At 70.3% G+C, this 14,741-nt stretch carries 11 protein-coding genes and 1 tRNA gene; 8 read left to right on the top strand and 4 right to left on the bottom strand.

The features are described 5' to 3' along the window. Positions 1-2 precede the first annotated feature (2 nt). From MON03_RS00135 to MON03_RS00125, 3 genes are read right to left on the bottom strand one after another with little or no spacing between them, the layout of a single operon-like run. The gene (locus MON03_RS00135; protein WP_022902983.1) at positions 3-953 is read right to left on the bottom strand and encodes a carbohydrate ABC transporter permease; all 951 of its coding nucleotides are present in this window, start codon (positions 951-953) and stop codon (positions 3-5) included. Further along, on the bottom strand, positions 950-1,864 hold the full coding sequence (locus MON03_RS00130) for a carbohydrate ABC transporter permease (RefSeq protein ID WP_022902984.1): 915 nt from the start codon (positions 1,862-1,864) through the stop codon (positions 950-952). Before MON03_RS00130 ends, MON03_RS00135 begins: the two co-directional genes overlap by 4 nt. Next, a complete protein-coding gene (locus MON03_RS00125) occupies positions 1,861-3,891 on the bottom strand; it encodes a beta-galactosidase (protein WP_242089745.1) in 2,031 nt (676 codons plus the stop codon). The genes MON03_RS00130 and MON03_RS00125 overlap by 4 nt, the downstream gene beginning before the upstream one ends. A 215-nt stretch (positions 3,892-4,106) precedes the next feature. Between MON03_RS00125 and MON03_RS00120 the strand changes: the two genes are divergently transcribed. Beyond that, complete coding sequence (locus MON03_RS00120; RefSeq protein ID WP_242089743.1) at positions 4,107-5,132, top strand: LacI family DNA-binding transcriptional regulator; 1,026 nt, start codon at positions 4,107-4,109, stop codon at positions 5,130-5,132. A gap of 166 nt (positions 5,133-5,298) precedes the next feature. Here the strand turns inward: MON03_RS00120 and MON03_RS00115 are convergent. Next, positions 5,299-5,385 (bottom strand) — tRNA-Leu (locus tag MON03_RS00115). 86 nt (positions 5,386-5,471) lie between these two features. Here MON03_RS00115 and MON03_RS00110 point away from each other — a divergent pair. The 7 genes from MON03_RS00110 to pknB all read left to right on the top strand — a co-directional run bounded on the left by MON03_RS00110 (position 5,472) and on the right by pknB (position 14,596). Further along, the gene (locus MON03_RS00110) at positions 5,472-6,152 is read left to right on the top strand and encodes an FHA domain-containing protein (RefSeq protein ID WP_175328970.1); all 681 of its coding nucleotides are present in this window, start codon (positions 5,472-5,474) and stop codon (positions 6,150-6,152) included. Next, positions 6,149-6,694: an FHA domain-containing protein FhaB/FipA gene (locus tag MON03_RS00105; protein ID WP_031272570.1), complete on the top strand. Its 546-nt coding sequence runs from the start codon at positions 6,149-6,151 to the stop codon at positions 6,692-6,694. Before MON03_RS00110 ends, MON03_RS00105 begins: the two co-directional genes overlap by 4 nt. Before the next feature lie 6 nt (positions 6,695-6,700). Next, entirely contained in the window at positions 6,701-8,047 is a 1,347-nt protein-coding gene (locus MON03_RS00100; protein WP_031272569.1) for a Stp1/IreP family PP2C-type Ser/Thr phosphatase, read from the top strand. After that, positions 8,044-9,480, top strand: coding sequence for an FtsW/RodA/SpoVE family cell cycle protein (locus tag MON03_RS00095; RefSeq protein WP_022902557.1), 1,437 nt, complete (start codon positions 8,044-8,046; stop codon positions 9,478-9,480). Before MON03_RS00100 ends, MON03_RS00095 begins: the two co-directional genes overlap by 4 nt. Further along, on the top strand, positions 9,477-10,934 hold the full coding sequence (locus tag MON03_RS00090) for a peptidoglycan D,D-transpeptidase FtsI family protein (protein WP_242089741.1): 1,458 nt from the start codon (positions 9,477-9,479) through the stop codon (positions 10,932-10,934). The genes MON03_RS00095 and MON03_RS00090 overlap by 4 nt, the downstream gene beginning before the upstream one ends. Continuing rightward, entirely contained in the window at positions 10,931-12,685 is a 1,755-nt protein-coding gene (locus MON03_RS00085; RefSeq protein ID WP_242089739.1) for a protein kinase domain-containing protein, read from the top strand. The genes MON03_RS00090 and MON03_RS00085 overlap by 4 nt, the downstream gene beginning before the upstream one ends. Positions 12,686-12,811: 126 nt before the next feature. Then, complete coding sequence (pknB, locus tag MON03_RS00080; protein WP_175328990.1) at positions 12,812-14,596, top strand: Stk1 family PASTA domain-containing Ser/Thr kinase; 1,785 nt, start codon at positions 12,812-12,814, stop codon at positions 14,594-14,596. Positions 14,597-14,741 lie beyond the last annotated feature (145 nt).

Genomic DNA, 14,741 nt, shown 5'->3' with positions numbered 1-14,741 from the left:
GGCTACTTCAGGCCGCCGGCACCGAGGCCGGACCGCCAGAAGCGCTGGAGGGAGAGGAACGCGATGAGCAGCGGGATGATCGAGAGGAACGACCCGATGAGCACGAGGGTCCGGAGGTCCGGGTACTGGCTCACGTTCGAGTTCCACGTGTAGAGGCCGAGCGTGACCGGGAACAGGGACGAGTCGCGGAGCATCACGAGCGGCAGGAAGAAGTTGTTCCAGATGGCGACGAACTGGAACAGGAAGATGGTCACGAGCGCGGGCGACATGAGCCGCACGGCCACGGTGAAGAACGTGCGGACCTCGCCCGAGCCGTCGATGCGCGCGGCCTCGATGATCTCGTCCGGCACGCTCGACGCCGCGAACAGGCGGGACAGGTACACGCCGAACGGGCTGACGATGCTCGGCAGGAACACCGACCAGAACGTGTCGGTCAGGTCCACCTGGCTGAAGATGAGGAACAGGGGCAGGGCCAGCGCGGTGGCGGGCACGAGGACACCGCCGAGGAACAGGTTGAAGAGGGCCTCGCGACCACGGAACCGGTACTTGGCGAGGGCGTACCCGCACATCGCGGACAGCACGGTGCCGATCAGGCCGGCGACGGCCGCGTACGCGATGCTGTTCGCCATCCACCGCAGGTAGATGCCGCCCTGGTAGGTGAACAGCTGGCCGAGGTTCGTCACGACGTCCTGCAGCGAGGACGCGCTGAACCACAGGGCGAACGTCGTGTTGAAGTTCGTCGCGGTCTTCGTCGACGACACCAGCAGCCAGAAGATCGGCAGCAGGAAGTAGACGGTGAAGACACCCATGACGAGCATGGCTGCGGAGCGGGAGATGACGCTCTCGCGCGGTCCCCGCGCTCCGCGCTGGTGCGGCCGGGAGGCGCGGTTCGGCTCGAGCGGTCGGCCCGCCTCCCCCGCGAGGTCGCGTCGGCTGGGGGCGTTGACGGTCACTGGGCTTCCTTCCGCTGGGTCAGTCGGAGGAACCCGATCGACAGGACGAACGTGGCGACGGCGAGGACGACCGAGAACGCCGCGGCGAGGTTGAAGTTCGGGACCGACGACGTCGAGTAGACGAGCATGTTCGGCGTGAAGGTCGACGAGATGGTCGACGTGAACTGGCGGAAGACCGTCGGCTCGGTGAGGAGCTGCAGGGTGCCGATGATCGAGAACACGGCGGTCAGGACGATCGCCGGGATCACCATCGGGATCTTGACCGACAGGGCGATGCGCAGCTGCGAGGCGCCGTCGAGCTTCGCCGCCTCGTAGATCTCGGTCGGGATCGCGAGGAGCGACGAGTAGATGATCAGCATGTTGTAGCCGACGTAGACCCACGTGACCACGTTCGCGACGGCCCACAGCACCGTGCCGCCACCGAGCAGGTCGAACCGGCTCGTGACCGCCGAGAACGGCGAGAGGTTCGGCGCGTAGAGGTAGCCCCACATGATCGCGGCGATGACGCCGGGCACGGCGTAGGGCGCGAAGAACGCCAGGCGGAAGAAGCGCTTGCCGCGCAGGAGCGGGGAGTCGAGCAGCAGGGCGAACACCAGGGCGAGGAGCAGCATCACCGGCACCTGGACGATGCCGAACAGCAGCACGCGGAGCACGGAGCCCCAGAACTCGCTGTTCTGGAACACGAGCACGTACTGGCTGAGCCCGCCGAACACCTGCGTGGGTGCGCCGAACGTGCCCTGACGCTCGATCTTCTGCAGCGACTCCCACACCGCGTAGAGGATCGGCACGAGGTAGAACGCGGTGAAGAGCACGGCGAACGGCACGATGAAGACCGCGATCGCGCGGCGGTACCGGAAGCCCCCGCCGGGCCGACGTCGTGCGACCCGGGGTCGCTGGGCTGTGGTGGTCATGAACGCTTCCTGTCCGTGCGGATGATCTGGGTGCCACCGGGGGCGATGGTGGTGGTGCCGGCGACGGCGTGGTCGGCGACGAGCTCGTGGCCCGCCTCGTGGTGCTGGACGGGCTGGTCCGTGTGGTTGAGCAGGAACACCCACTCGTGCTGGTCGTCGCGGCGGCGGACGACCTCGAGCCCGGGCCGTGCGGCAGCGTCCGGCGTGACCCCGGCCTCGGCCAGGACGTCGCCGAGCAGGGTGCGGAGGGTGTCGGCAGCGAGGACCGTGGAGACGTACCAGGCGGCGCCGGCGCCGTGGTCGTTCCGCGTGACGGCCGGCTGACCCGCGAGCTGGCCGGCGGCGTAGTCGAGCACGCTGGTGGCACCGTGCAGGGCCACGGGCTCGCTCCAGACGGTGCCCGCGGACCCGTCGGACAGGGCGATCTCGCCACCGGCGGCGAGCGGGAGGAACTCGTCGACCCGGACGCCGAGGAGGTCGCGGAAGGCGCCGGGGTAGCCGCCGGTCCGCACCCGGTCGCGCTCGTCGACGATGCCGCTGAAGCACGTGACGACCGCCCGGCCACCGGCGGCGACGTGGTCCGCGACGACGGCGGCGTGCTCGTCACGCACGAGGTACAGCTCGGGGACGAGCACCACGGCGTAGCCGTCGAGCGGCGCGCCGGGCGCCACGACGTCGACCGTGACGCCGAGGTCCCACAGCGCGCCGTGGAACGCGTGGACCTGCTCGAGGTAGCGGAGCGCGGTGGTGGGGTGCGCCTCCAGGTCGGCCGCCCACTGGTTCTCCCAGCTGAAGACGAGCGCGACGTCCGCGGCGACGCGGGAGCCGCGCAGTTCACCGAGGCGCTCGACGAGTGCGCCGAGCTCGACGACGTCGCGCCAGGTCCGGGACGCCGTGCCGGCGTGCGGGAGGAGCGCGGAGTGGAACTTCTCGCTGCCCTGCACGGACGCGCGCCACTGGAAGAAGCAGACGCCGTCGGCACCGCGGGCGATGTGCGCCGCGGTGTTCCGGAGCATCTCCCCCGGTGCCTTCGCGACGTTGTGCGGCTGCCAGTTCACGGCGCCGGTCGAGTGCTCCATGAGGAGCCACGGAGCGCCGCCGGCGAGGCCCCGCGTGGTGTCGGCGGCGAAGGCGAGCTCGACGTGCGGCCGGGGCAGGCGGTGGTCGAGGTAGTGGTCGTTGGCGATGACGTCCATGTCGCCGGTCCACGTCCAGTAGTCCATCGCGGTGATGTGCGCGGCGACCATGAAGTTCGTCGTCACGGGCTTGTCGCTCAGGCTGCGCAGGACCGCCGCCTCGGCGCGGTGGTGGGCGAGCAGCTCGTCGGACGAGAACCGGTCGAAGTCGAGCGTCTGGCCGGGGTTCGTGGACGACAGCGTGGCGCGGGGCGGGAGGACCTGCTCCCACGCGGAGTAGCGCTGGCTCCAGAACGCGGTGCCCCAGGCGGCGTTGAGCTCCTCGACGGTGCCGTAGCGGGCCCGGAGCCAGCCGCGGAACGCCTCGGCCGAGACGTCGCAGTAGCAGTGCGCGTTGTGGCAGCCGAGCTCGTTCGAGACGTGCCAGAGCTTGACCGCCGGGTGGTCCCCGTAGCGCTCGGCGGTGGCGCGGACGAGCGCGAGGGCGTGCTCGCGGTAGACCGGGGAGCTCGGGCAGAACGCCTGGCGGCCGCCGGGCCACCGGGTGGTGCCGTCCGCGACCACGGGCAGCACCTCGGGGTGTGCGGTCGTGAGCCACGGCGGGGTGGAGGCGGTGCCGGTCCCGAGGTCGATCCCGATGCCGGCGTCGTGCAGCAGCTCGACCACGCGGTCGAGCGCGGCGAAGTCGTACTCGCCCTGGCGCGGCTCGACGTGCGACCAGCCGAAGACGTTGATCGCGACGAGGTTCACGCCGGCCTCGCGCATGAGCCGGACGTCCTCGACCCAGACCTCGGGGTCCCACTGCTCGGGGTTGTAGTCGCACCCGAACGCCAGGCCGGTCGAGCCGAGGCCGAGCGCCGTGCTGGCGGGGGCCGGGAGGGTGGTGGTCACGTCGATGTCCTCGTCCGTCGCGGGCGGCGGCCACCGTCTGCGTCCGAAGACCCTTCGACGATGAAGGCAGCCCAGTGTTCTGGGAGCGCTCCCAGTCTGCTCGAGCCGAGCGGGGCCGGAGCTGTCTGGGAGCGCTCCCAGAGTCAACGCCGTCCGACGGCCGTTGTCAAGCCCGGTGTGGAGGGATGCCGCTGCCCGACGGCTACAGTGGCCGCATGTCCGACGTCCGTACCGCCCGCTCCCGCGCCACGATCCAGGACGTCGCGGACGAGGCGGGGCTCTCCCGCGGCACGGTCTCCCGGGTGCTCAACGACGAACCGTACGTCTCCCCGAAGGCCCGCGAAGCCGTGCAGGAAGCCGTGCGCCGCGTCGGCTACGTCCGGAGCGCCGCGGCCCGCAGCCTCGTCACGCGACGCTCCGGTGCGGTCGCGCTCATCGTGCACGAACCGTCCGTCCAGGTGCTCGACGACCCCAACATCGGCAACATCCTCATCGGCACGAACGCCGTGCTGTCCGAGGCCGACCAGCAGCTCGTGACGATCATGGTCGACTCGGCGCGCGACGACGAGCGCGTCGTCGAGTACCTCCGGGGCGGGTTCGTGGACGGCGCCATCGTGCTGTCCGCCCGGGACGGCGACGCGGTGACCCGGGCGATCGAGGAGATGGGGCTCCCGGCGTGCTTCGTCGGCCACCCGACGGACGCCGCGAACACGTCGTGGATCGGCATCGACAACCGCGCAGCGGCCTTCGCCATCACGAGTCGTCTCGTCGAGACCGGTCGGCAGCGGATCGGGATGCTCGCCTCCGGGCTCGACCGTGACTCCGGCCAGGACCGCCTCGCCGGCTTCACCGAGGCGCTCGGTGACCGCTTCGACCCCGCGCTCGTCGCGGGGAACCCCCTGTTCAGCTACACCGCCGGGGTCGAGGGGATGCGCGAGCTGCTCGACCGGGCACCCGACGTCGACGGGGTGTTCGCCGCCTCCGACGCCGTCGCCGCCGGAGCGATGGACGTGCTCCACCGGACCGGCCGCTCGGTGCCGCGGGACATCGGGGTCGTCGGGTTCGACGACAGCGCTTGGGCGCTCCGGTGCGACCCGCCGCTGTCGACCGTCCGGCAGCCGGCGAAGACCCTCGGGGAACAGGCGGCCCGGCAGGTCCTCGCCCAGATCGCCGGCACCGACGACGAGGGTCCGCACGGGCTCGTCCTGCCGACCGAGGTGGTGTGGCGGGCGAGCGCCTGACGCGCGGCCCGGTCGGGCCGACGGTGCGCCGCGGCAGACGCGACCGACGCCGCGGGGCCGAGCCGTGCCTCCAGGCCGGGTGAGGGGCTGCGCCGCGGCCGACGTGTCGAAGGCGCGGGCGGAACGCGAGAGGCCCCCGGATCACTCCGGGGGCCTCTCGTTCGCCTGGTGCGCGAGGGGGGACTTGAACCCCCACGCCGTTTCCAGCACACGGACCTGAACCGTGCGCGTCTACCAATTCCGCCACTCGCGCCAGCCCCAGAACACTACCATGCACAGACGGTGCCAGGCGCCAACCACTACCATGCAGAGGTCCGTGACCGAGAACACTGGAGACCGATGGGCCTGTTGGACAGCTTCGAGCGAGGGTTGGAGCGTGCCGTGAACGGCGCGTTCGCCAAGACCTTCCGCTCCGGCGTGCAGCCCGTCGAGATCTCGAGCGCCCTCCGGCGCGAACTCGACACGAAGGCCGCCGTGGTCTCCCGCGAGCGGATCCTCGTGCCCAACGAGTTCACCGTGCGCCTCTCGCCGCCGGACTGCACGCGCATGACGGACATCGGCCAGCCGCTCATCGACGAGCTCCGCCAGATGGTGCAGCAGCACGCGGTCGCGCAGAACTACTCGTTCTCCGGACCGGTGTCGATCACCCTCAAGCAGGACGGCACGCTCTCCACCGGCATCCTGCAGATCGACTCCTCGACCGTGCAGCGCGACCTCGCCTGGGTGGCCGTGCTCGACATCGGTTCGCAGCGCCACAAGCTCCACCGGGGCCGCACCGTCATCGGACGCGGGTCGGACGCCGACATCACGGTCGCCGACACCGGGACGAGCCGGAAGCACGTCGAGGTGATCTGGGACGGCAAGCACGCCCAGGCGAACGACCTCGGGTCCACGAACGGCTCGAAGCTGAACGGCGAGCGCTTCCAGCAGGCGATCGTGGAGCCGGACTCCACCATCGAGATCGGTCGTACCCGTATGGTGTTCCGGGTGATCCCGGACAACGACGGAGGTGCTCGATGACCACGGGGCTGACCCTGCTCGTCCTGCGCTTCGCGTTCCTCGCGGTGCTGTGGCTGTTCGTGTTCGTGATCGTGTTCGCCCTGCGGAGCGACCTGTTCGGGCAGCGCGTGCGCACCATCCCGACCGACCCGAAGGCGGGTCCGTCCGGCCCGACCACCCCGTCGATCCCGACCGCGGCCACCGCGTCGGCGTCCGGGAGCGCCTTCACCGAACTCCTGAACCAGGGCGGCAGCACGGCGCCGAACACGCCCGTCGCCACCCGTCTCGTCATCACCGAGGGGTCGCGCGAGGGCATGGAGATGCCGCTCGGCGGCGGTCCGATCACGATCGGCCGGTCCAGCGAGTCCAACGTCGTGATCCGCGACGACTACACGTCCACCAACCACGCCCGACTCGATCTGCGTGCCGAGGGCTGGGTCGTGACCGACCTCGAGTCCACCAACGGCACGTTCGTCAACGGTCAGAAGGTCTCCGCCCCGGTGCTCGTCGCCGAGGGGACGCCCATCACGATCGGGACGACGACGTTCGAGCTGCGGCGGTAGGCGCGGATGACGGCACGGACGCTGAGCGCCGCTGTGTCCCACGTGGGGCGCATCCGCGCGAACAACCAGGACTCCGGCTACGCTGGGGCGCACCTGTTCGCGGTGGCGGACGGCATGGGGGGCCATGCCGGCGGTGACGTCGCGTCGGCGATCGCGATCCGCCGCATCCGTGAGGTCGACCGCGAGTTCCCCTCCGCGCACGACGCCGAGTTCGCCCTGCAGTCCGCGCTCATCGCCGCGAACCAGCTCATCACCGAGACGGTCTTCGAGCACCAGGAGCTCACCGGCATGGGCACCACGGTGTCCGCGCTCATCCGGGTCGGCGACCAGATCGCGATCGCACACATCGGCGATTCCCGCATCTACCGCTACCGCGACGGCGAGCTCCAGCAGATCACGTCGGACCACACGTTCGTGCAGCGCCTCGTCGACAGCGGCCGCATCACCCCCGAGGAAGCCGCGGTCCACCCCCGGCGGTCGGTGCTCATGCGCGTGCTCGGCGACGTCGACGCCGCCCCGGAGGTCGACACCGCCGTCATGGACATCCAGCCGGGCGATCGCTGGCTGCTCTGCTCCGACGGCCTCTCGTCGTACCTCGCCGAGGAGCGCATCCGGCACGCGCTCGCGTCGAACATGGACGCGAACCAGGCGACGCAGCGGCTCGTGAAGGAGACCCTCGACCACGGGGCCCCGGACAACGTCACGGTCGTCGTCATGGACGTCACCGACGGCGACGTCGTCGACGAGGACGACGCGGCCACGACCGTCGGCTCCGCGGCCGCGCCGCTGACGTTCGAGGCGTCGACCGGCCGGAAGCCGATCCGGCTCCCCACGATCCTCCTGCACCCGCTCAAGGTCACGACGGCTCCCGAGGACTCCCACTTCGAGCCCGAGTCCGACCAGTACTTCGCCGAGCTCATCGCCGAGGACCGCCGACGCCGTGTCCGTCGCCGGGTGGCCTGGAGCATCGCGCTCGTCGTCGCGATCGCCGCCCTGGTCGGCGCGGTCTTCCTCGGCTGGCGCATCACGCAGGACCACTACTACGTCGGGTCCGACCGTGGCACCGTCGCGATCTACAAGGGCGTCCAGCAGTCGATCGGGCCGATCGCGCTCTCCGACGTCTACGAGGACACCGACATCCGCGTCAGCGGCCTGCCCGACTACACCCGCGAGAACGTCCGCTCGACGATCAACGCACAGTCCCTCTCCGACGCACGCGACATCGTCGACCGGCTGCGGAAGGCCGCCGAGACCGGGCAGGACCAGGCAGGCACCGGCGGGTCGTCGCCGTCGGCCACGCCCTCGGCCACGAGCTCGCCGACCCCGACGCCCACCCGCGGGACGAAGCGATGAGCAACGCGACCGCCCAGTCCTTCACGCAGGCGATCACGATCAAGCTGCGCGAACCCGCGCGGGCCCGGAACCTCGAGCTCGTGCTCCTCGTCATCGCCTGCGGCATCTGCGCCGGCGCGATGGTGCTCGTGCAGCTCGGCACCAAGGGCCGGCTGTTCGACACGTCGGTGCTCTGGACCGGCGCGACGATCCTCGGCCTCGCGCTCATCATGCACGTCGTGCTGCGCGTCGTCGCGAAGAACGCCGACCCGTTCGTGCTGCCGGTGGCCCTGGTCCTCAACGGCATCGGCATCGCCGAGATCTACCGCATCGACGTCCACAACGGGCTGACGGGGTGGGCCGCGGTCGGCGTCAAGCAGATCGTCTGGACGATCTTGGCGATGGCGGCGGCGATCGTCGTCCTGCTCGTCGTGCGGAACCACCGGTTCCTGCAGCGCTACCGCTACATCTTCATGCTGCTGACCATCGTGCTGCTCCTGCTGCCGATGCTGCCGATCATCGGCCTCAACGTGAACGGTGCGCGCGTCTGGATCAAGCTCGGGTCGTTCACCTTCCAGCCCGGCGAGCTGGCGAAGATCACGATGGCGCTGTTCTTCGCCGGGTACCTCGTCACCGCCCGCGACTCGCTGTCGATCGTCGGCCGCAAGGTCCTCGGCATGACGCTCCCGCGCGCCCGTGACCTCGGCCCGATCCTCATCATCTGGGCGGCGGCGATGGGCGTCCTGGTGTTCCAACGCGACCTGGGCACCGCACTGCTGTACTTCGGCCTGTTCCTCGTGATGATCTACGTCGCGACCGCCCGGCTCAGCTGGGTGCTCATCGGCCTCGTCCTCTTCGTCGGCGGTGCCCTCGTCGCCCAGTCCGTCCTCGTGTACGTGCACGGCCGGTTCGAGCAGTGGCTCAACCCGTTCGACAACACGATCTACAACGCCGACACGCAGGCCAGCTACCAGCTCGTGCAGGGGTTGTTCGGCTTCGCGAACGGTGGGATCACCGGCACCGGCCTCGGCCAGGGGCGCCCGTACATCACCCCCGTGGCGAACGCGGACTACATCATCGCGTCCCTCGGCGAGGAGCTCGGCCTCATCGGGGTCTTCGCGATCCTCGCCCTGTTCATCGTCCTGGCCTCGCGCGGCATCCGCGTCGGGTTCATGGCGCAGGACGACTTCGGCAAGCTGCTCGGCGTCGGCTTCGGCTTCATCATCGCGCTCCAGGTCTTCGTCGTCGTCGGCGGCATCACCCGGGTGATCCCGGTGACCGGTCTGACGACGCCGTTCATGGCCGCGGGCGGGTCATCGCTGATCGCGAACTGGATCATCGCGGCGATGCTGCTGCGACTGACCGACTCGATCCCGGCGGAACAGCGCGTGCAGCAGGGAGCGATCCCGGCCGCACGCGGACGAGGGGCGACCAGGAAGGAGCGCGCGCGGTGAACCGACAACTCCGCGGTGTGTCCACCGTCATCGTGCTCATGTTCGTCGCCCTCTTCGTGTCGACGACCTCGATCCAGTTCTTCTCGGCCGAGCAACTCCGCGCCGACCCGCGGAACTCCCGGACGATCCTCGCGAGCTACTCCACGAAGCGCGGCGCGATCCTCGTCGACGGCAGCCCGATCGCCGAGTCCACCCCGTCGGACGACCAGTACCAGTACCAGCGCAAGTACACGAACGGCGACCTCTACTCGGCCGTCACCGGCTACTTCACGATCGGCCAGGGCAACGCGGGCATCGAGAGTGCGGAGAACGGCGTGCTGTCCGGCAACTCGGACGCCTCGTTCTTCCAGAACCTCAACGCCATCCTGACCGGCCAGGACGTCCAGGGCGACAACGTCAACCTGACGATCGACCCCGACGTGCAGAAGGCCGCGTACGACGCCCTCGGGAACAACACCGGCGCCGTCGTGGCCATCCAGCCGAAGACCGGCAAGATCCTCGCGATGGTCTCGAAGCAGTCGTACGACCCGAACGTCCTGACCTCGCACGACACGTCGCAGGTGGTCGAGAAGTACAAGGCGCTCGAGGCGGACGCCGGACAGCCGCTCAAGAACCGCGCGATCGCCGGCGACCTCTACACGCCCGGGTCGGTGTTCAAGCTCATCGTCGCGTCGGCGGCGCTCGAGGGCGGCAAGTACACGCTCGACTCGACGTTCCCGAACCCGTCGCGGCTGCAGCTGCCGGGCACGAGCACCTACATCAACAACGCCGAGGGCGGCAGCTGCGGTGGCGGGGACAAGGTCAAGCTCCGCACAGCGATCCAGAACTCGTGCAACATCCCGTTCGCCGAGCTCGGGCAGAAGCTCGGGTACGACGCGATCAAGAGCATGGCCGACAAGTACGGCTTCGGCGACCAGATCGAGGTCCCGATGCAGGCCACGGCCAGCCAGTACCCCGACGTCAGCGACGACACCGCCCAGCTCATGCTGAGCGCGTTCGGGCAGGCGAGCGTCCGCGTCACTCCGCTGCAGATCGCCATGGTGTCCGCGGGCATCGCGAACGGCGGTACGGTGATGCAGCCCACCCTGGTCGACTCGATCACGACGAGCGACCTCAAGACGGTCCAGTCGTTCTCGCCGAAGGAGTTCAGCAGCCCGCTGTCCTCGTCCGAGGCGGGGGACCTGACCGAGGCGATGCAGAGCGTCGTCAACTCCGGGACCGGCACCAATGCCAAGATCGACGGGGTCGACGTCGCCGGGAAGACCGGCACCGCCGAGGGCGGGACGGGCGATCCCTACACGCTCTGGTTCACGGGCTTCGCTCCGGCGAAGGACCCGGAGGTCGCTGTCGCCGTCGTGGTCGGCAACGGCGGCGGTCTCGGGCAGTCCGGGGTCGGCAACACGGTCGCGGCCCCGGTCGCGAAGAAGGTCATGGAGGCGGTGCTGAACAAATGAGACCCACCAGCGGGCTCACCTTCGGTGGGCGGTACCAGCTCTCGTCTCGCGTCGCGATCGGCGGCATGGGTGAGGTGTGGCAGGCGACCGACCTGGTCATCGGCCGCACCGTCGCGCTCAAGATCCTCAAGGACGAGTACCTCGGGGACCCCGGGTTCCTCGAGCGGTTCCGCGCCGAGGCCCGGCACGCGGCACTCGTGAACCACGAGGGCATCGCCAACGTCTTCGACTACGGCGAAGAGGACGGCAGCGCCTACCTCGTCATGGAGCTCGTCCCCGGCGAGGCCCTGTCCACGATGATCGAGCGCGAGCACACGCTCCCGGTCGACAAGGTGCTCGACATCGTGGCGCAGACCGCGAACGCCCTCCAGGCCGCACACGCGGTCGGTCTGGTGCACCGCGACATCAAGCCGGGCAACCTCCTCATCACGCCCGACGGTCGGGTGAAGATCACCGACTTCGGCATCGCCCGGATCGCCGACCAGGTTCCGCTGACGGCGACCGGCCAGGTGATGGGCACGGTCCAGTACCTCTCGCCCGAGCAGGCGAGCGGCCACCCGGCGTCGCCGTCGACCGACATCTACTCGCTCGGCATCGTCGCGTACGAGTGCCTGGCGGGCCGACGTCCCTTCACCGGCGAGTCGCAGGTCGCGATCGCGATGGCGCACATCAACGAGCAGCCGCCGGCGCTCCCGGCCGACGTCCCGGAGCCGGTGGCAGCGCTCGTCATGTCGTGCATCGCCAAGAAGCCGGCGGACCGTCCCGCCACGGCCGCCAACCTCGCGCGGGCGGCACAGGCACTCCGCCGCGGTGACGTCGCCGCCGCCACCGTCGCGGTCCCGATGCTCGCCGAGGCCGGGACGGTCGCCTTCAACCCGCCGCAGCAACGGGGCGACAATGCCGCGACGGCCCTCATCGGCACACAGGCCGGTGCCGCGGTCGGTGGTCCCCGGACCCCGCCGTCGCCCGTCGAGGACGAGGAGCCGAAGAAGCGGCGCGCCTGGATCTGGTGGGTGGTCGGCGTCGTCGTCCTGCTCGCCATCGCGGCCGTGGTCGGTGCGCTCGCGCTGAACGGGTCCTCCGACCCGAAGCCGTCCGCGTCGACCAGCTCCGAGCCCCGCCCCTCGCAGACCCGGAGCACGCCCAGTGCGACCCCGACGGTGAGCCGGATCGACATCGACTCGTCCGACTACGTCGGCCGTCCGACCAGCGAGGTCCAGGCCGAACTGAGCCAGCTCGGGCTCGCGACGAACGTCGTGGACGGCGACGCGGCGACCGGCACGGACCAGCCGAACACGGTGCAGTCCCTCGACCCGACCGGCAGCCTGCAGCCGGGCGCCACGGTGACGATCCGGCAGTTCACCACGCCGCCCTCCGTCGAGAAGCCGGCGGCGCCGGAGGCCGGTGACGTCTCCGACACGGGGGCGGTCACCTTCAGCTGGGCCGAGGCGACCTGCCCCACCGGCTACACCGTCTCCACCTACACGTGGATCGCGACCGGCGGGAAGGACTCGTCCGGCGCCACGTCCGGCACGATCTCCTCCACCGCGGTGAACATCCAGGCGGACGAGCCCGACCAGCCCGTCACGTTCAAGTACTCCGTGACGTGCGGTGCCGGCGGGAGCAACCTCGCGAAGTCCCCCGGGTCCGACGCGGCGACAGCGACGTGGACGGTCGGGGACACGACCGACCCGGGCGACGGGACCGACCCCAGCGCCGGCATCGACCCGACCTCCGGGCCGCAGGACTGACCCCCGCTCGGGGGCTCGACACCGTTCCGTAACGGTTCGGTCCGAGCCCCCGCCACCAGCGTCTCACCAGGTCCTGCTGCCGTACACTTGCTCGGACGACAGACGGAGGAGTACGTGCCAGAAGGTGTGACCGCGGGGATCACGCTCCTCGCGAACCGCTACGAGATCGGTGACGTCATCGGTCGTGGCGGCATGGCCACGGTGCACCTGGGCAACGACACCCGGCTCGGGCGCAAGGTGGCGGTGAAGCTGCTGAAGCCGAGCCTCGCGAACGACCCTGCATTCCGCACGCGCTTCCGGCAGGAAGCCCAGTCGGCCGCCCGCATGGCCCACCCGACGATCGTGCGCGTGTACGACGCGGGCGAGGAGACCGTCCGGGAGCCCTCCGGCGCCGAGGTGCAGGTCCCGTACATCGTCATGGAGCACGTCGAGGGGCGTCCGCTCTCGGACATCATCTCGGACGGGCCGGTCGCCCCGGCCGAGGCCGTGCGCATCACCGAAGGCATCCTCACCGCCCTCGAGTACTCGCACCGCGCCGGCGTCGTGCACCGCGACATCAAGCCCGCGAACGTCATGGTCACGCACACCGGCCAGGTGAAGGTGATGGACTTCGGCATCGCCCGGGCCATCACCGACACCTCGGCGACGGTCGCGCAGACCACCTCGATCCTCGGGACCGCGTCGTACTTCTCGCCGGAGCAGGCACGCGGTGAGACCGTCGACGCGCGTACCGACCTGTACTCCACCGGCGTCGTCCTCTTCGAACTCCTCACCGGACGACCGCCGTTCATCGGTGACAGCCCGGTCGCGGTCGCCTACCAGCACGTCAGCGAGCAGCCCGCGGCTCCCTCGACCATTGCGTCCGAGGTCTCGCCCGCGCTCGACGCCGTCACCCTGCACGCCCTCGTGAAGGACAAGACGCGTCGCTTCCAGAGCGCCGCGGAGTTCCGCACGGACCTGCAGCAGGCGGCTGCCGGACAGGTGCCGTCGTCGACGCGCAAACTGCAGCAGCAGCACGCGAGCGACGCCTCGACCATGCTCTTCGGCGTCAACCCGCGCACGACGTCCAACCCGGCCGTCGCGTTCCGCGAGCTCGACGACGACACCGCCGAGCACCGTCCGCAGCGCACGCAGAACCGCCCCCCGGTCGCGTGGATCTGGGTCGGGATCGTCCTCATCGTCGCGATCATCGCGGCCACCGTGTTCTTCGTCGCCAACCTGCAGCCCGGCAAGGCGCCCGTGTCGTCCTCGGTCACGGTGCCGAACGTCGTCGGCGCGACCTGGTCCTCGGCCTCCGCGACCCTCAAGAAGAGCGAGCTGACGCCGGTCCGTGTGACCGAGGCGTCCGACGACGTCGATCGTGGCCTCGTCATCCGGACGGAACCCGGTGGCGGCTCGGGCAACACGGTCCCGCGGAACTACAAGGTCGACGTCGTCATCTCGACCGGACCCGCGAAGGTCACCGTGCCGAACCTCGCGAACCAGACGCAGGACGCGGCGCAGCAGGCGCTCCAGACGGCCGGGCTCGAACTCGGCGCGGTCAGTTCGGACTACTCCGCGACGGTCCCCGAGGGCACCGTCCTGAGTTCCGACCCGGCGGGTGGTGCCACGGCCACGAAGGGCACGGTCGTCAACCTGACGGTCTCCAACGGCAAGGTGCAGCTCCCGGACGTCACCAACCAGCAGTTCACCCAGGCCAACCAGACGCTCACGAACCTCGGACTGACGGTCGGGCAGAACCCGTCGTACTCCTGCACCGGCGGCCTGGTGACCCAGCAGGACCAGCCTGCTGGTGACATCGCGCAGGGCAGCACCGTCACGCTGACCTACTGCGCCGGTTCGACGCAGACGGACAACCCGACGCCCTCCGGTGACAGCAACCACCGGGACCGCAAGCGCAACAACGGCTGACGCACGGCTGGCCACGCAGGCGCGCAGTGTCCGCCCTGGAGGCCCGGGGCGGTTTCCCGAGTCAGCGCACGTGCCCGGACGTGCGGGCCGGGCGCGGGGCGCGGGGCGCCGGGCGTGGTCCGGCCCGCCGGCGTGGACCACGCGT

Source organism: Curtobacterium sp. DN_7.5, assembly GCF_022655355.1.
GTDB classification, from domain to species: domain Bacteria; phylum Actinomycetota; class Actinomycetes; order Actinomycetales; family Microbacteriaceae; genus Curtobacterium; species Curtobacterium luteum.
The sequence above is the reverse complement of the archived record's forward strand: the minus strand, read 5'-3'. Positions and strand labels throughout refer to the sequence as shown.

Excerpts from the sequence above, each read along its gene's own strand:
- MON03_RS00130 (WP_022902984.1), bottom strand. The coding sequence starts at position 1,864 with ATGACCACCACAGCCCAGCGACCCCGGGTCGCACGACGTCGGCCCGGC.
- MON03_RS00120 (WP_242089743.1), top strand. The coding sequence starts at position 4,107 with ATGTCCGACGTCCGTACCGCCCGCTCCCGCGCCACGATCCAGGACGTC.
- MON03_RS00110 (WP_175328970.1), top strand. The coding sequence starts at position 5,472 with ATGGGCCTGTTGGACAGCTTCGAGCGAGGGTTGGAGCGTGCCGTGAAC.
- MON03_RS00105 (WP_031272570.1), top strand. The coding sequence starts at position 6,149 with ATGACCACGGGGCTGACCCTGCTCGTCCTGCGCTTCGCGTTCCTCGCG.
- MON03_RS00100 (WP_031272569.1), top strand. The coding sequence starts at position 6,701 with ATGACGGCACGGACGCTGAGCGCCGCTGTGTCCCACGTGGGGCGCATC.
- MON03_RS00095 (WP_022902557.1), top strand. The coding sequence starts at position 8,044 with ATGAGCAACGCGACCGCCCAGTCCTTCACGCAGGCGATCACGATCAAG.
- MON03_RS00085 (WP_242089739.1), top strand. The coding sequence starts at position 10,931 with ATGAGACCCACCAGCGGGCTCACCTTCGGTGGGCGGTACCAGCTCTCG.